We start from the raw sequence: 16087 nt of genomic DNA, 5'->3' as shown, positions 1-16087 counted from the left end.
TTACGTCCTCAGCCTTTAAAACGGCAGTTGATGCCAGCGCATGAACACTTGCAAGCCCAACGCGCCGAGGGCGAAGGCGCCCACGAAGTACACAATAAAGCTCAGCAAGCGATTCGTCTGGCGTTGTTCCGCCAGCAAGGTTTTCATCAATTCCACATCGTTTTCGCGCGGCTCGCCATGCACCGTCAAGGCCTGGTGCAGCAAGCGCGGCAGTTGCGGGAAGATGTGCGCATAGCGGGGCGCCTCGGCGCGCAGGCGCTCCATGAAGCCTTGCGGGCCCACCTGGTTGCTCATCCATTTTTCCAGATACGGCTTGGCCGTTTGCCACAGGTCCAGTTCCGGGTCCAGCTGGCGCCCCAGGCCTTCGATATTGAGCAGGGTCTTTTGCAACAGCACCAGCTGCGGCTGCACTTCCACGTTGAAGCGGCGCGAAGTCTGGAACAGCCGCAGCAGAACTTGTCCGAAAGAAATATCCTTCAGCGGACGGTCGAAAATCGGTTCGCAGCAGGCGCGCACGGCCGCTTCCAGCTCATCGACGCGCGTGTCTTTCGGCGCCCAGCCCGATTCGATATGTGCCTCGGCCACGCGCTTGTAGTCGCGGCGGAAGAAGGCGAGGAAGTTTTGCGACAAATAATCCTTGTCGTAGTCGTTCAACGTTCCCACGATGCCAAAGTCGAGCGCGATGTAGCGGCCGAACGATTCGGGCGCGATCGACACGAGAATATTCCCCGGATGCATATCCGCATGGAAAAAGCCGTCGCGGAACACTTGCGTGAAGAAAATCTCCACGCCATCGCTGGAGAGTTTGCGCAAATCCACGCCGGCCGCCACCAGGCGCTCCGTCTGCGACACGGGGATGCCAACCATGCGTTCCATGACGATGACGCTGCTGGAGCAATAATCCCAGTGCATTTCCGGCACCAGCAGCAAGTCCGAATTGGCAAAGTTGCGGCGCAGCTGGCTCGCGTTGGCCGCCTCGCGCATCAGGTCCAGCTCGTCGTGCAGGTATTTGTCGAACTCGCCCACCACCTCTTTCGGTTTCAAGCGCTTGCTGTCGGCCCACAGGCGACTGGTCCAGTCGGCGGCGATGTGCATCAGGGCCACGTCTTCGTCGATCAGCTTTTTCATGCCTGGACGCAAAACCTTCACGGCCACTTCGCGGCCATCTTTCAAGGTGGCGAAGTGCACCTGGGCAATCGAGGCGGACGCCACCGGCTCGCGCTCGAAGCGGGCAAACAATTGATCCGGGTGCGCACCGAGCGATTTGGTGATTTGCGCGATGGCCAGGTCGGAATCGAAAGGCGGCACGCGGTCTTGCAGGCGCGCCAGTTCTTCGGCGATGTCGGGCGGCATCAGGTCGCGCCGGGTCGACAGCACCTGGCCGAATTTGACGAAAATCGGGCCCAGCTCTTCCAGCGCCAGGCGCAGGCGCAAGCCCCGTGGCGACGACAGGTCGCGCCAGAAAATCAGGGTGTCGATCAATTTGGCGGTGCGGGGAACTTGCAGACCAGAAATCGCTATCTCATCCAGACCGTACTTGATGGAAACACGGATGATTTTAAACAGGCGCAGGAATTTCAATATCATGTAGACAAATCCGGTGAGGAGGACTGCGGCTGGACGGCGGCGGCCGCCTTTTCCAGCCGGGCAAGGCGCTTGGCCAGGCGTTCGACGTCATCGCGCACGCGCGTCACGCCAGCGGAATACTCTTGCAAGGTAGCAGGACGGATCAGCATGGGCTGTTCGTCGAGGAAATATTCGGCCACGTTTTCCGCCAGCTTTTGCTGGCCCGTGCGCACAAAGGCAGCCGCATCCTTGGCGCCGGCAACGAGGCGCGTGGCCAGCATGGGCCCGACGACTTTTTCCAGGTCGTGCTCAGCTTCCCAGCGCAAGCCCTTGCTCAATTGCGAAATCGCATTGGCAAACTCGGCATCGCCTTCGATCTTGACGTAGGAAAACGCCCGCTCGCGGTTTTGCAGGATCAGCGGCACATCGGACAATTTCACGCGGATGGTGACGTTGGCCGGCATATCGGCCGGTGCCGCTTCCAGCATGCCTGCGCTGTCGACGCGCAGGCGCAAGGCCACGGCGCCCGTGTCGATGCAGGCCAGCTTGCCGGCGTGCACGGCCAACTGCTGGCGCGCCCACGGCTCTTGCGCCAGCAAGTGGTTGATAGTCGCGATGACGGGCGTCATCAGGGAGAGATCGGAAAGTGGTGCCATCTATATACAGCGCGCCTGGCGCGCCCCTAAAAAGAAAAAACCGCCCGTAAAACTACGCGGGCGGTTTCGATCTTACCAGTTCAGCAGGAAATATCTGTTAAGCATCATGCATTCCGCATGGACTTAAGCCAGTATTCAGCAAGTTTTTGCAATTAATTCAATTGCTGGATGCCTGCCAGGACCCAGCCGCTGTTGCCGCTGACGGGTTTCGACATATTCCACACTTCCGCGAACGGTTCCGCCGCCGCGCCCGGCGCCGAACGGATCAGGCCCGTAAATTTCACGCTGGCCAGGTAATCGTTGACGCTCGTCTCGATGCCCAGGAGTTCGGCATCGATGGTGACGACATCCGTAAAGTCCGGCTGCGCGCCCCGTTCCTGGATTTGCATGCGCAGTTCCGCATACACTTCCGGCGACGTGAATTCGCGGATATCGTTGACGTCCGCCTTGTCCCAGGCCGCTTGCAGGCGAATGAAATTGCTTTTCGCGTGGCGCAGGAAGGCATCCTTGTCGAAGTCGCCTGGCACGCCCCATGGCGCTGCAGCGGGGGCCGGGACCGGGTCCGGCTTATCCAGGCCAACGCCGGACGAGACGGGTTGCAGCGGCGGCAGCGGTGGAATGCGCGAACCGATGTCAGGCACGTTGCCGGCTGGCGCAGGCTGGTTGCCGAAACCGGCGAACGGCGCATTGCCGCTGGCATTGCTGTCACGCTTGCCGCGCACCATGCGGTAGATGAAGAAGGCCACGCCGGCCAGCAAGGCCACCATCAGCAGGGTACTGATCATGCTGGCCAGGGCGCCGCCCAGGCCGAAATGCGACAGCAGCGCGCCCAAACCCAGACCCAGCAAGGCGCCGCCCAGCAAGCCCTTCCAGCGGCTCGGTGCCTTGGCGGCAGGGGCCGGTGCGGGAGCCGGCGCAGGTTGCGCCTGGCGTGGCGCGGCGGCCGGTGCCGGGGTTGGCGCCGGTGCGGGCGCCTGGCGGCCCACGTTTTGCGACTGGCGGCCAAACGAACGGCCACCGCCCATGGGACGGGCCAGCGCCTCGCCCAGCATGGATACCGTGGTCGCGGCCAGCATCATGCCGACCATAAATTTCTTCAATTTCATTCCATCTCCTAAAATCACCAACGTTGATGCATTACATCTTGATACCGGTGTGCAAAGCGGCAATACCTGCCGTCAAATTGTAGTACTGCACGCGTTCCAGGCCCGCCGTTTCCATAATGGTTTTGAGGGTTTCCTGGTCCGGGTGCATGCGGATCGATTCGGCCAGGTAGCGGTAGCTTTCCGCGTCGCCGGCGATTTTCTGTCCGAACCACGGCAAGACCGAGAACGAATACAGGTCGTACGGCTTTTGCAGGGGCGCCGCCACCTTGGAAAACTCCAGCACCAGCAGCTTGCCGCCCGGTTTCAGCACGCGGCGCATTTCCGCCAGCGCCACATCCTTGTGCGTCATGTTGCGCAGGCCAAAGGCCACGCTGACACGGTCGAAATAATTGTCGGGGAATGGCAGTTTTTCCGCGTCACACAACATGGTGGGGGTGAGCAGGCCGCGATTCAAGAGGCGGTCGCGGCCCACGCGCAACATCGATTCATTGATATCGGTCAACCAGACTTCGCCGGTAGGGCCCGCCTGCTTGGCGAATGCCTTCGACAGGTCGCCCGTACCGCCGGCGATGTCGAGCACCTTGAAACCGGGGCGCACGCCCGCGTTGGCAATGGTGAACGTCTTCCACAGACGGTGCAGCCCGCCCGACATCAAGTCGTTCATCACGTCGTATTTGGCAGCGACGGAATGGAACACCTTGGCGACTTCGCGCACTTTGTCGTCTTCTGCAACTGTTTTGTATCCGAAATGGGTCGTATTGGTCATGGTAGGCAGTCTGTTTGAACTTGGGAGCATTATACAAGCGGCAGGCGCATTTCCCCGTGACGCCGGAGAAGGTATTGCCTTTCCACTGCATTCGAAGCCAGCATGGCCGCCCGCGCGTATGCCGCCAGCGCCCCCGGCCGGTCGCCCTGGCGGCGCAGCAAGTCGGCGCGGGCCGCGTGCAGATAATGCGATAGCGCCAGACTGGGCACGGTTTCCAGGCGATCGAGCCACACCAGCCCGTGCTCGACGCCATGCGCCATGGCGCAGGCGATCACGGCATTGAGCAAAATCAAGGGTTCCGGCTTGTGCCGCAGCAAGGCGCCATACAGGGTGCTGATCTGGCGCCAGTCCGTCTGGCTGGCCGTGGGCGCTTTGGCGTGCAAGGCGGCAATGGCCGCCTGCAACTGATATGGCCCCGGTGCGCGCGCCGGCAAGGCCAGTTCCAGCACGGCCAGCCCCTCGGCAATCAGAGCGTCATCCCACAGGCGCCGCTCCTGCTCTTCCAGCGTCAGCAGAAAACCCTCGGGCGACAAACGGGCCGGGCCGCGCGACGCCTGCAGCAGCATCAGGGCCAATAGCCCCTGCACTTCCGGCTGGCCAGGCTGCAGGCAGTCGAGCAAGCGTCCCAGGCGCAGCGCCTCGGCGCACAAGTCCGCGCGCAGCAGGGTGTCGCCGCCGCTGGCGCAATAGCCTTCGCTGAACACCAGGTAAATCACGTGCAGCACTTGTGCCAGCCGTGGCTGCAACTCTTGCTCCGGGGGCAACTCGAAAGGAATGCGCGCTTCGGCGATCTTGCGTTTGGCGCGCAACAGCCGCTGCGACAGGGCCGCTTCCGCCAGGCCGAAGGCGCGTGCGATCTCGCCCGTCGACAGGCCACACAAGGTGCGCAGGGCCAGCGCCACCTGCGCCTCGGGCGCCAGCGCGGGATGGCAGCAAATGAACAGCAGGCGCAGGCGGTCGTCTTCGATGGCGTGCGCTTCTTCAATCACGGGCGCCGGCAGGCCGGAGAACACGGCCTCGGCCTCGCCGACGCTCTTGCCTGCCCGGCGCACGTGATCGAGCCCCGCATTGCGCGCCACGGAACTGAGCCAGGCGGCGGAATTATCAGGGATGCCCGTGCGCGGCCACCGTTCCAGCGCCTTGCGGCACGCTTCCTGCAACACATCTTCCGCCAGGTCCAGGTCGCCGAAACGCCGCATCAGGCCGGCCAGCACCCTGCCCCTTTCCTGGCGAAAGACGTGCTCGACGGCCGACAGGGCGTCGCCGGCCATGTTTATGCCGTGACAGGCCGCACTTCGATGGTGCCCAGCGAGGCCGCCGGACAACGCCCGGCCCAGGCCAGCGCCTCGTCCAGGTTGGCACAGGCTAGCAGGTAGTAGCCGCCCAGCTGCTCCTTGGTTTCCGCGAACGGCCCATCCGTGATGACGGGCTTGCCATTGCGCACCCGCACGCTGGTGGCACTGCCCACAGGCGCCAGCTCGGCCCCGCCGCGCAGCACACCGGCCGCCTCCAGCGCCTGCGTATAGCTGGCAAAGTCGGCCATCAGACTGGCCATCTGCTCGTCTGGCATGGTGGCATAGCGCGCCTCGTCGGCGTAGATCAGGATCAGGTATTCCATAGTCTCTTCTCCAAAAGAAAAATGCCCGCAAGCGCGGGCATTAATACGACGAACGGGGCGGCGGTTATCCGACAGATTACCGCATTATTTTTTCAGCTTAGTGTTTGTGCCCGCAGCTCGGTCCGTGGACGTGGCCGGAAGATTGCTTGACCGTCATGTCGGCCTTGGCGTCGCGGCCGCTGTCGCCCGGGTAGCCGGCTGCCGCCAGCTGGTCCAGGTAAGCTTGCCACAGCTTGTCTTTTTCCGCGCCCAGCTTGTACAAATAGGCCCAGGTGTACAGGCCGGAATTGTGGCCATCGCTGAAGGTGGGCTGCACGGCGTAGTTGCCGACCGGCTCGATGCCCGTGATGCCGACCAGGCGCTTACCTAATTGCAAGGTTTCCTGGCCCTTGCCATGGCCCTGCACTTCGGCCGACGGCGAGTACACGCGCAGGTATTCGAACGGCAAGACAAATTCGCTGCCATCATCGAACGCCACGTCGAGCACGCGCGACTGGTTGTGCACGGTCAAGCCGGTCGGTTGCGGAGTTGCTATTTTTTCAGTCATGACGATACTTTATGCGGATAAACGTTGAATGATGGCGTCGCGCAAGGCCGGCAGCAGCGCGCGGCGCGCGGCCAGGACTTCCGGCGCCGTCTCGCGCTGGACCACGGCCCAGCTGGGGTTCGGGAAATGCGCGTCGTCGCGGTAGCGGGGAATCACGTGCCAATGCACGTGCGGCGTCATGTTGCCGAAACTGGCCACATTGACCTTTTCCGGCTGCATCACTTCACGCACGGCCAGCTCGACTTGCCACACGACTTCCATGACGTAGTTGCGCTCGCCGGGTGTCAAATCCGTCATTTCCTTCACATGCTTGTTCCAGATCACACGGCAAAAGCCGGGATAGGCGGCGTCATCGACGGCCACGACAGACAGGCGCTCGCTGCGCCACAGCAAGGTCTCCAGACCTTGCTTGTTGGCGTAGCCATCGAGCAAGTTGCACAGATCGCAAGGCGTGGACATTACACCAGCACCCGTTCAATGCCGCCGTCATTGGCGCGTTTCACGTAATCCGGCATCCAGTTCTCTCCCAGCAAGTGTTTGGCGATTTCGACGACGATGTAGTCGGCCGTCGTGCCCGAATCGTCATTGTAGCGCGACAGGCCTTGCAGGCACGACGGGCAGCTGGTGAGGATTTTCACGTCGCCGGTAAAACCGTCGCCGCGCAGCTTGTCGGCGCCCTTGACCATCTCTTCTTCCTTGCGGAAACGCACTTGCGTGGAAATGTCGGGACGCGTGACGGCCAGGGAACCCGATTCACCGCAGCAACGGTCATTCTTCTCGATCTTCACGTTATCTACCGTGCTGATCAGGGAATTGATGGTCTTGCTAGACTCCTGCAGCTTCATCGGATTGTGGCATGGCTCGTGGTACATATAGCGCGTGCCGTTGACGCCTTCCAGCTTGACGTTTTTCTCCAGCAGATACTCATGGATATCCATGATGCGGCAGCCAGGGAAAATCTTCTCGAACTGATACGTTGCCAGCTGGTCGTAGCAGGTGCCGCACGAGACAAGCACCGTCTTGATGTCGAGGTAATTGAGCGTGTTGGCCATGCGGTGGAACAGGACGCGGTTGTCCGTCATCATCTTCTCGGCCTTGTCGAATTCCCCGGCACCGCGCTGCGGATAACCGCAGCACAGGTAGCCAGGTGGCAAGACGGTCTGCACGCCCACTTCCCACAGCATCGCCTGTGTGGCCAGGCCCACTTGCGAGAACAGGCGCTCCGAACCGCAACCGGGGAAGTAGAACACGGCTTCCGTATCGGCCGTCGTCGTCTTCGGATTGCGGATGATCGGAATGACCTTGTCATCTTCGATGTCGAGCAGCGCGCGCGCCGATTTCTTCGGCAGGTTGCCCGGCATTTTTTTGTTGATGAAGTGGATCACCTGCGCCTTGACGGGAGGCTTGCCCGTCGATGGCGGCGGCGCCTTGGTCTGCTTCTTGGCAAACTTCTTCAGCAAATCGTGGCCCAGGCGCTGCGCCTTGTAGCCCCAGCCGATCATGACCTGGCGCGTGGCGTTGATGGTCACGGGATCGGTGGCGTTGAGGAACATCATCGTCGCCTTGGTACCGGGATTAAAGCTCTTCTTGTCCATCTTGCGCAGCAAGTTGCGCATGTTCATCGACACGTCGCCGAAATCGATGTTGACGGGGCAAGGCGTGACGCATTTATGGCACACGGTGCAATGATCGGCCACGTCCTCGAACTCTTCCCAATGCTTGATGGAAATACCGCGGCGCGTCTGCTCTTCGTACAGGAAGGCTTCGATCAGGGACGAGGTCGCCAAAATCTTGTCGCGTGGCGAGTACAGCAAGTTGGCGCGCGGCACGTGCGTCGAGCACACGGGCTTGCACTTGCCGCAACGCAAGCAATCCTTGACGCTGTCGGCGATGGCGCCGATATCGCTTTGCTGCATGATCAAGGATTCATGGCCCATCAGGCCGAACGATGGCGTATAGGCATTGCGCAAGTCGGCGCCCATGCCCGGCAGGTTCAGCAATTTGCCTTTATTAAAACGGCCTTCGGGATCGATGCGCTGCTTGTAGCTGCGGAATTCGCCGATTTCTTCTTCCGTCAAAAATTCCAGCTTGGTAATGCCGATGCCATGTTCGCCGGAAATGACGCCGTTCAGCGAGCGGGCCAGGATCATGATGCGGCCCACGGCTTCGTGGGCGTCCTGCAGCATTTCGTAATTGTCCGAGTTGACGGGCAAGTTCGTGTGCACGTTGCCGTCGCCCGCATGCATGTGCAACGCGACAAACACGCGGCTACGCAAGATGCGCGCATGGATGGCGGTGGCCTCGTCGAGGATCAGTTTGAAGGCGGCGCCGTTGAAGATCTGGCGTAGCTGGGCGCGGATCTCTTGCTTCCAGGTAATGCGTACGGTGCGGTCCTGCACCACGTCGAACAGGGTGGCGTCCGGCTGCGTTTCCAGGCGCGCATCGAACACGGGCAGCAAGCGCTCCATGCCCAGTTCGGCCAATTCGCCCTTCACGTCCGCCAGCGGACGGTCGAGCTGGGCCAGCAGATAGGTCCAGCGGGCCGTGACTTGGGCCAGCAGCTGTTGTGCCTGCTCGGCGCGGTCGCCCAGCATTTCCGCATCGTCGACGCGGTCGTCGGACGCATCGTCGCTCTTGCCTACTGGCAAATTACCTTTGCCAAAGAATTCGCTCAGGGCGTCGGCCAGTTGCAGCTTGTTCTTGATCGACAGTTCGATATTGATGCGCTCGATGCCATCCGTGTATTCGCCCATGCGGTTCAGGGGAATGACGACGTCTTCATTGATTTTAAAAGCGTTGGTGTGCTTGGCGATCGCGGCCGTGCGGGCACGATCTAACCAGAATTTCTTGCGCGCTTCCGGGCTGACGGCCACAAAACCTTCGCCCACGCGGGTGTTGGCGATGCGCACCACTTCCGACGCCGCTTGCGCGACGGCATTTTCATCATCGCCGACGATGTCGCCAAACAGGGCCATCTTTGGCAGCACGCCCCGCTTCGACTTGGTGGCATAGCCGACGGCGCGCAGGTAGCGCTCGTCCAGATGTTCCAGGCCCGCCAGGCGGATGGTCGTGTATTGCTCGCCCTTGGCCGGCAAGCCATCGAGGTAATCCTTGATTTCCACGATCGACGGGATCGCGTCGCGTGCCTGGCCAAAGAATTCCAGGCAGACGGTGCGGGCGAACTTCGGCATCTTGTGCAAAATCCAGCGCGCCGACGTGATCAGGCCGTCGCAGCCTTCCTTTTGAATGCCCGGCAAACCGGCGAGGAATTTGTCGGTGACGTCCTTGCCCAGGCCCTCTTTACGGAACTTGCGGCCAGGAATTTCCAGGATTTCCGTCTTGAACGGCGCATTCGGTTTGCTTGCGTCGCGCGTGCTTGGGTGACGCCATTCCAGCTGGAAACGTGCCAGCGCGATATCGTGGATCTTGCCCAGGTTATGGTCGAGGCGGGTGACGTCGAGCCAGTCGCCGTTCGGGTCGACCATGCGCCACGAGGCCAGGTTGTCCAGCGCCGTGCCCCACAGCACGGCTTTCTTGCCGCCCGCATTCATGGCCACGTTGCCGCCGATACATGAAGCGTGCGCCGAGGTCGGGTCGACGGCGAAGACGAAGCCGGCCTTTTCCGCCGCTTCCGACACCTTGTTCGTGATCACGCCCGCGCCCGAATTGATCGTCGCGTATTCGTGGCTCAATCCCGGCAAGACCGTCATTTCCACGGCGCCCAGGGTGATGAGTTTTTCCGTGTTGATGACGGCCGACATCGGCGTCAATGGAATCGCGCCGCCCGTGTAGCCGGTGCCGCCGCCGCGCGGGATGATGGTCAGCCCCAGCTCGATACAGCCTTTGACGAGACCGGCCATTTCCTCTTCCGTGTCGGGCGTGAGCACGACGAACGGGTATTCCACGCGCCAGTCGGTGGCGTCCGTCACGTGCGACACGCGCGTCATGCCGTCGAAGCGCACATTGTGCTTTTCCGTGTAGCGGCCCAGCACCTTGACCGTGCGCTTGCGCAAGTCATAGGTCTTGCGGAATTCGTCGCCAAAGTCGGCCACGGCCTTGCTGGCCGCTTTCAGCAGCAGCTCCACATTGGCGCTGCGCGCCTTGGCGACTTCCGGCGCTTCGCCACTGGCAGCGACGTCGCCGCCGGCCGCATCGATGCCCAGGCGGCGTTTGTCGACTTCGGCCAGGCGGTGATGCAAGGCATCGATCAAGCCCTGGCGGCGCTTCGGATTGTCGAGCAAGTCATCCTGCAGGTAGGGATTGCGGCGCACGACCCAGATGTCGCCCAGCACCTCGTACAGCATGCGGGCCGAACGGCCCGTCTGGCGGGCGCCGCGCAGCTCGTCGAGCAGGCGCCAGGAGTCCTCCCCCAACAGGCGTATGACGATCTCGCGATCGGAAAACGACGTGTAGTTATACGGGATTTCGCGCAGGCGGCTTGCTGCGGGACCATTGGGCGTTTCTGCCAGTAAAGCTTGGATATGTGCGGGAGCGTTCATGGAGTGTGGTGACGATGTGGACTGGACCCTAAAGGCCCATTTTATCTTATTGCGCCGCACCATGCGGGAACAGCCTTATTCCGCCCAAGGTTTAAGCACCTCATCCGCTACCATAGCAAATATGGAAAAGCCCTATTTTTCATGAATAAAAAACCAGACTTGCTGATTTTTCGACGCAAAAATGCCAAGAACAGGACTCTACTACAAACTATCGAACTGCCCAAAAATGGGGCAAACTGGCGTTGCATTACGCCCCGTTTGCGTGCCACTACGCCAGCATTTGTCCAATCCGGTGCCATACGCCATCAGGCACGTAGAGCAGCAAGCCCGTCATGGTCAGGTAGCGCGCGCACTTGCCGACGGCCATGTAGGCCACGCTGGGCCAGAACGGCAGCTTGAGCCAGCCTGCCAGGGTGCACAGGGGGTCGCCCACGATGGGCAGCCAGGCCAGCAGCATGGTCTTGGCGCCATAGCGGGCCAGCCAGCGGAACCAGCGCGTGTCGCGCTCCTTGGCAAACGCCTGCTTGGCCCGGTAGCCGAGCCAGTAGTCGACGATGCCGCCCAGGGTGTTGCCCAGGGTGGCGACGCCGATGGCGGCCCAGAACAGCGCGGGATTGGCCTTGATGACGGCAAACACGGCCGGCTCCGAGCCGAGCGGCAACAAGGTGGCGGAAATAAAGCTGATCAGAAAGACCGATGTCAGCCCGACTTCCGGCGCTGCGATCAGCTGCAGCAGCCAGGCGATTGCGGATTCGATCATGGAACACTTCGCGATGCGGTAAGGCTCTCCATTATAATGAAGAGCAGCTTGCGCGCCGCACAATCCGCGCCGGCCGGCAAAGGCATACCCGCCCGCAGTTCCACAGAGCATTATTGTCGCCAGGCTATCCGCCGCGGCGCCGCCGCTATCGCCCGACACGCTCCAGACCCTTTCTGGCCCAGAATCACTTGCTTGCAGACTATGAACATCGACTACCTCAAGAAAATCCTGACCGCCCGCGTCTATGACGTCGCTACTGAAACGCCGCTGGAACTGGCCCCTGCCCTGTCGCAGCGCCTGAACAACCAGATTTACTTCAAGCGCGAAGACATGCAAAGCGTGTTCAGTTTCAAGATTCGTGGCGCCTACAACAAGATGTCCAAGCTCAGCGAAGCGGAACGCAAACGCGGCGTGATTTGCGCCTCGGCCGGCAACCATGCCCAGGGTGTGGCCCTGTCGGCCGCGCGCATGGGTTGCCGCGCCGTCATCGTCATGCCGACCACCACGCCGCTGGTGAAAGTCGAGGCGGTCAAGGGGCGCGGCGGCGTGAACGTGGAAGTGGTGCTGCACGGCGAGTCCTACACGGATGCCTACAACCATGCGCTGACCCTGGAAAAGGAACAGAAGCTGACCTTCGTGCACCCGTTCGACGACCCGGACGTGATCGCCGGCCAAGGCACGATCGGCATGGAAATCCTGCGCCAGCATGCCGGCCCCATCCACGCCATCTTCGCCCCCATCGGCGGCGGCGGCTTGATCGCCGGCATTGCCGCCTACGTGAAACAGATTCGTCCCGACATCAAGATCATCGGCGTGCAAAGCGTCGATTCGAACGCCATGGCCCGCTCGCTCAAGGCCGGCGAACGCGTGACCCTGAACGACGTGGGCCTGTTTGCCGACGGCACGGCCGTGCGCCTTGCCGGCGAGGAAACCTTCCGCCTGGTGCAGGCGTATGTCGATGAAATCATCACGGTCGACACGGACGCCATCTGCGCCGCCATCAAGGATGTGTTTACGGACACGCGCTCCATCCTGGAACCATCGGGCGCACTGGCCATCGCCGGCGCCAAGGCCTATGTGGAACGGGCCAGCCTGACCAAGCATCCCGTCAACAATGAAACCCTGGTCACCATCGCCAGCGGCGCGAACATGAATTTCGACCGGCTGCGTTTTGTGGCGGAACGGGCTGAACTGGGCGAATTCCGCGAAGCCGTGTTTGCCGTCACCATGCGCGAACAGCGGGGCAGCTTCAAGCGCTTCTGCTCGCTCATCGGCGCGCGCAACGTGACGGAATTTAACTATCGCATCAGCGATGAAAAAGCCGCGCACGTGTTCGTCGGCATTCAAATTGCCGACCGGCATGAGTCGAGCGTGCTGGCCAAGACTTTCGAGGAACACGAATTCAAGACCCTGGACCTGACCCACGACGAGCTGGCCAAGTCGCACATCCGCCACCTGGTCGGCGGCAAGAGCCGGCTGGCGCAAGACGAGCTGCTGTACCGCTTCGAGTTCCCCGAACGGCCGGGTGCACTGATGCGCTTCCTCGACAGCATGGCGCCGAACTGGAATATTTCACTTTGCCACTACCGCAGCCAGGGCGGCGACGTGGGCCGCATCCTGATCGGCCTGCAAGTGCCGCCAGACGAGATGGGAGAGTTCGCCCGCTTCCTCGATACCCTGGGCTACCGTTACTGGGATGAGAGCAGCAATCCTGTGTACAAACTGTTCCTGGGGTAAATAGTTAGTAACCCAACTGCAAATGCTGGGGTCGGACCCTGCAGGGTCCGACCCCGGTCCTTGCCGTTGGGTTGAAATAGGCTACCATGCGTCCTTGACCGAACTACGCCACACGACCATGACCACCACCAACGATCTCGCCGAACTGTCTCCCCTGGGCAAAAGCTCCGCCTACCGCACCGATTACGCGCCGGAATTGCTGTTTCCGATTCCGCGCCAGGGCAAGCGCGACGAGCTGGAACTGCACGGCACTTTGCCCTTCTTCGGCCTCGATATCTGGAATGCGTATGAACTGTCGTGGCTGAATCAGCGCGGCAAGCCGCAGGTGGCCATTGCCAAGGTCAGCGCGCCGGCCGATTCGCCCAACATCATCGAATCGAAATCGTTCAAGCTGTACCTGAACTCGTTCAACCAGACCAAGCTCGATAGCGCGGATGCGCTGCTGGCCCTGCTCAAGCAGGATTTATCGAACGGTTTCGGCGCGCCCGTGCACGTGGAACTGACCTTGCAGGAAGATTTCGGCAAGCTGAAAATGGGCGAATTCAACGGCGTGCTGCTCGACCGCCTGGATCTGGAAATCACGCAATACACGCCCTCGCCGCAGCTCTTGAAGGCGGCGTTCGATGATGCGCCCGTGGAAGAAAAACTCGTTTCGCACCTGCTCAAATCGAATTGCCTGGTGACGGGCCAGCCCGACTGGGGCAGCGTGCAGATCGAGTATGCGGGACCGCAGATCAACCAGGAAAGCCTGTTGCGCTACCTGATCGGTTTCCGCGAGCACAATGAATTCCACGAGCAATGCGTGGAGCGCATCTTTGTCGATATCTTGCGCCAGTGCAAGCCGCAAAAACTGTCCGTGTATGCGCGCTATACGCGCCGCGGCGGCCTCGATATCAATCCCTGGCGCAGCAACTTCAGCACGGGAGCGATGCCGGGCAATCTGCGCAATGCGCGCCAGTAACATTGATTGAGTAACATCGCGCAACACCACGAAACCATGCCAACAGGAATGTTGACTGTGTTTTAAAACAACGTTGCAGTAGTGCCGCAGAGCATGTCACAGACGGTGAAAAATCGGAAAATCGGCATTCGGCGGCGGAAAAACCGGTGCGCCGCGTGTTTTTAATCAGGAAATAGCCGATACATGCCGATGTTATTTTTTTGCTAAAATGATGGCTACGCGGGCTGTAGCGCCCACTGCGCCCGCAGCGGGCGTATACTGTTGAGAATTGGCGTTACAGGCCGCCGAAACAGGCCTATAATTCGGCTCGCAAGCCCTCTGCGCATTGCACCATTTCATTGAGTGTCATGACTAATCTTAGCAAAATATTATCCCTCGAAAACGTCCTGCTGGACCTGGAAGTCTCCAGTAAAAAGCGCGCCTTCGAGCAAGCCGGCCTGATCTTCGAAAACAATTACGGCATCGCCCGCTCTACCGTCTCGGACAATCTGTTTGCCCGCGAACGCCTGGGCTCGACTGGCCTGGGCCATGGCGTGGCCGTGCCGCATGGCAGAGTCAAGGGCAGCAAAACCTTGAAATCGCCGCTGGGCGCCTTCGTGCGTCTGGCCGAGCCGATTCCGTTCGAGTCGCCCGATGGCAAGCCCGTCAATCTGCTGTTTTTCCTGCTGATTCCCGATCATGTCACCCAGCAACATCTGGAAATCCTGTCGGAAATCGCCGAAATGTTTTCCGACGATGCCTTCCGTACGGCGCTGGCCACGGATCCGGAACCGAAATCCGTGCATTCGCGCATCGTCAATTGGCAACCCAGTCTGCAAGCGGCGGGTTAAACTTCAGGTATTCCTCCACTCCTGAAGAAGACTGCCATGTTGCAAACGCCGCTGACGATACAACGCCTGTACGACGACAATCGTGAAAGTCTGCAACTGGGCTGGTTCGCCGGCTTCCCCGGCGGCGAGCGCCTGATCTCGGGCGACGTCTCGTCGGCCGCCGACCAGGTGGGCCACTTGAACCTGATCCATCCGGGCCGCATCCAGGTCTTTGGCCACCAGGAAATCAATTACTACCAGCGCCTGAAGGTCAACACGCGCACCCACGTGATTGGCGAGCTGATCGCCGGCGGGCCGCCCGCGCTGATCATTGCGCAGGGGCTGGAAACGCCGCCCGACATCCTCGCCATCTGCGACGAGCAAAACATCCCCCTGTTCTCCACCCCGCTGCCGGCCGCGCAAGTGATCGACTTCCTGCGCGTCTACCTGTCGAAAAAGCTGGCGCAACGCATCATCATGCATGGCGTGTTCATGGACGTGCTGGGCGTGGGCGTGCTGATCACGGGCGATTCGGGCCTGGGCAAGAGCGAGCTGGGCCTGGAGCTGATTTCACGCAGCCACGGCCTGGTGGCCGACGACGCCGTCGAATTCTCGCGCATCGCGCCCAACATGATCGAAGGCCGCTGCCCGCCGCTGCTGCAAAACCTGCTGGAAGTGCGGGGACTGGGTTTACTCGACATCAAGGCCATCTTTGGCGAAACGGCCGTGCGCCGCAAGATGCGCCTGAAGCTGATCGTCCACCTGGTGCGCCGCAACGCGCTGGAAGAAGAAGTCGAGCGCCTGCCCTTCCTGTTCCCCACGGAAGACGTGCTGGGCTTGCCCGTGCGCAAGGTCGTCATCCCCGTCGCCGCCGGCCGCAACATTGCCGTGCTGCTGGAAGCGGCCGTGCGCAATACGATTCTGCAACTGCGCGGCATCGATACCTTGCAGGAGTTCATGGAGCGGCAACGTTTGGCAATGAGTGGCGATTAATTACCGGGGTCCGACCCGACGGGTCTGACCCCACATTGACTCGAACAATAATTGCAATAATTTGTAAAG

The 16087-nt window shown here is 61.2% G+C and carries 14 protein-coding genes; 4 read left to right on the top strand and 10 right to left on the bottom strand.

What is annotated here, in order from left to right; all coding sequences use genetic code 11:
* Nucleotides 1-15 precede the first annotated feature (15 nt).
* The 10 genes from ubiB to HWE17_RS02710 all read right to left on the bottom strand — a co-directional run bounded on the left by ubiB (nucleotide 16) and on the right by HWE17_RS02710 (nucleotide 11518).
* Nucleotides 16-1587, bottom strand: coding sequence for a ubiquinone biosynthesis regulatory protein kinase UbiB (gene ubiB, locus HWE17_RS02755; protein WP_035824160.1), 1572 nt, complete (start codon nucleotides 1585-1587; stop codon nucleotides 16-18).
* Nucleotides 1584-2222, bottom strand: coding sequence for an SCP2 domain-containing protein (locus tag HWE17_RS02750; RefSeq protein ID WP_255206086.1), 639 nt, complete (start codon nucleotides 2220-2222; stop codon nucleotides 1584-1586). Before HWE17_RS02750 ends, ubiB begins: the two co-directional genes overlap by 4 nt.
* Nucleotides 2223-2374: 152 nt before the next feature.
* Entirely contained in the window at nucleotides 2375-3328 is a 954-nt protein-coding gene (locus HWE17_RS02745) for a Tim44 domain-containing protein (RefSeq protein WP_176387724.1), read from the bottom strand.
* A gap of 31 nt (nucleotides 3329-3359) precedes the next feature.
* Nucleotides 3360-4094: a bifunctional demethylmenaquinone methyltransferase/2-methoxy-6-polyprenyl-1,4-benzoquinol methylase UbiE gene (gene ubiE / locus HWE17_RS02740; RefSeq protein ID WP_176387723.1), complete on the bottom strand. Its 735-nt coding sequence runs from the start codon at nucleotides 4092-4094 to the stop codon at nucleotides 3360-3362.
* Nucleotides 4095-4123: 29 nt separating this feature from the next.
* Nucleotides 4124-5365 carry an RNA polymerase sigma factor gene (locus HWE17_RS02735; protein WP_176387722.1) on the bottom strand — a complete coding sequence of 414 codons (1242 nt, stop codon included), beginning with the start codon at nucleotides 5363-5365 and terminating at the stop codon, nucleotides 4124-4126.
* A gap of 2 nt (nucleotides 5366-5367) precedes the next feature.
* Nucleotides 5368-5712, bottom strand: a complete 345-nt coding sequence (locus HWE17_RS02730; protein ID WP_035824148.1) for a YciI family protein — start codon at nucleotides 5710-5712, stop codon at nucleotides 5368-5370.
* A 97-nt stretch (nucleotides 5713-5809) separates the two neighbouring features.
* Nucleotides 5810-6259, bottom strand: coding sequence for a gamma-butyrobetaine hydroxylase-like domain-containing protein (locus HWE17_RS02725; protein ID WP_176387721.1), 450 nt, complete (start codon nucleotides 6257-6259; stop codon nucleotides 5810-5812).
* A gap of 9 nt (nucleotides 6260-6268) precedes the next feature.
* On the bottom strand, nucleotides 6269-6718 hold the full coding sequence (locus tag HWE17_RS02720; protein WP_176387720.1) for an HIT family protein: 450 nt from the start codon (nucleotides 6716-6718) through the stop codon (nucleotides 6269-6271).
* The gene (locus HWE17_RS02715; protein WP_176387719.1) at nucleotides 6718-10758 is read right to left on the bottom strand and encodes a DUF3683 domain-containing protein; all 4041 of its coding nucleotides are present in this window, start codon (nucleotides 10756-10758) and stop codon (nucleotides 6718-6720) included. Before HWE17_RS02715 ends, HWE17_RS02720 begins: the two co-directional genes overlap by 1 nt.
* Nucleotides 10759-11026: 268 nt before the next feature.
* Entirely contained in the window at nucleotides 11027-11518 is a 492-nt protein-coding gene (locus tag HWE17_RS02710) for a YqaA family protein (RefSeq protein ID WP_035824134.1), read from the bottom strand.
* 201 nt (nucleotides 11519-11719) lie between these two features.
* Between HWE17_RS02710 and ilvA the strand changes: the two genes are divergently transcribed.
* The 4 genes from ilvA to hprK all read left to right on the top strand — a co-directional run bounded on the left by ilvA (nucleotide 11720) and on the right by hprK (nucleotide 16018).
* Nucleotides 11720-13255, top strand: coding sequence for a threonine ammonia-lyase, biosynthetic (gene ilvA, locus HWE17_RS02705; protein ID WP_034753344.1), 1536 nt, complete (start codon nucleotides 11720-11722; stop codon nucleotides 13253-13255).
* A 118-nt stretch (nucleotides 13256-13373) separates the two neighbouring features.
* Nucleotides 13374-14216, top strand: a complete 843-nt coding sequence (gene queF / locus HWE17_RS02700) for an NADPH-dependent 7-cyano-7-deazaguanine reductase QueF (RefSeq protein ID WP_176387764.1) — start codon at nucleotides 13374-13376, stop codon at nucleotides 14214-14216.
* 347 nt (nucleotides 14217-14563) lie between these two features.
* Entirely contained in the window at nucleotides 14564-15046 is a 483-nt protein-coding gene (locus tag HWE17_RS02695) for a PTS sugar transporter subunit IIA (protein ID WP_034753339.1), read from the top strand.
* Between the two features lie 36 nt (nucleotides 15047-15082).
* Complete coding sequence (hprK, locus tag HWE17_RS02690; protein ID WP_034753337.1) at nucleotides 15083-16018, top strand: HPr(Ser) kinase/phosphatase; 936 nt, start codon at nucleotides 15083-15085, stop codon at nucleotides 16016-16018.
* Nucleotides 16019-16087: the final 69 nt, after the last annotated feature.

The organism is Janthinobacterium sp. BJB401 (assembly GCF_013372745.1).
Classification (GTDB): Bacteria; Pseudomonadota; Gammaproteobacteria; order Burkholderiales; family Burkholderiaceae_D; genus Janthinobacterium; species Janthinobacterium rivuli.
The sequence above is the reverse complement of the archived record's forward strand: the minus strand, read 5'-3'. Positions and strand labels throughout refer to the sequence as shown.

Bases quoted from the DNA above. Each gene is read 5' to 3' on its own strand.
- HWE17_RS02745 (WP_176387724.1), bottom strand. From the start codon at position 3,328: ATGAAATTGAAGAAATTTATGGTCGGCATGATGCTGGCCGCGACCACG.
- ubiE (WP_176387723.1), bottom strand. From the start codon at position 4,094: ATGACCAATACGACCCATTTCGGATACAAAACAGTTGCAGAAGACGAC.
- ilvA (WP_034753344.1), top strand. From the start codon at position 11,720: ATGAACATCGACTACCTCAAGAAAATCCTGACCGCCCGCGTCTATGAC.
- HWE17_RS02735 (WP_176387722.1), bottom strand. From the start codon at position 5,365: ATGGCCGGCGACGCCCTGTCGGCCGTCGAGCACGTCTTTCGCCAGGAA.
- HWE17_RS02715 (WP_176387719.1), bottom strand. From the start codon at position 10,758: ATGAACGCTCCCGCACATATCCAAGCTTTACTGGCAGAAACGCCCAAT.
- HWE17_RS02695 (WP_034753339.1), top strand. From the start codon at position 14,564: ATGACTAATCTTAGCAAAATATTATCCCTCGAAAACGTCCTGCTGGAC.
- queF (WP_176387764.1), top strand. From the start codon at position 13,374: ATGACCACCACCAACGATCTCGCCGAACTGTCTCCCCTGGGCAAAAGC.
- hprK (WP_034753337.1), top strand. From the start codon at position 15,083: ATGTTGCAAACGCCGCTGACGATACAACGCCTGTACGACGACAATCGT.
- HWE17_RS02720 (WP_176387720.1), bottom strand. From the start codon at position 6,718: ATGTCCACGCCTTGCGATCTGTGCAACTTGCTCGATGGCTACGCCAAC.
- HWE17_RS02730 (WP_035824148.1), bottom strand. From the start codon at position 5,712: ATGGAATACCTGATCCTGATCTACGCCGACGAGGCGCGCTATGCCACC.
- HWE17_RS02750 (WP_255206086.1), bottom strand. From the start codon at position 2,222: ATGGCACCACTTTCCGATCTCTCCCTGATGACGCCCGTCATCGCGACT.
- ubiB (WP_035824160.1), bottom strand. From the start codon at position 1,587: ATGATATTGAAATTCCTGCGCCTGTTTAAAATCATCCGTGTTTCCATC.
- HWE17_RS02725 (WP_176387721.1), bottom strand. From the start codon at position 6,259: ATGACTGAAAAAATAGCAACTCCGCAACCGACCGGCTTGACCGTGCAC.
- HWE17_RS02710 (WP_035824134.1), bottom strand. From the start codon at position 11,518: ATGATCGAATCCGCAATCGCCTGGCTGCTGCAGCTGATCGCAGCGCCG.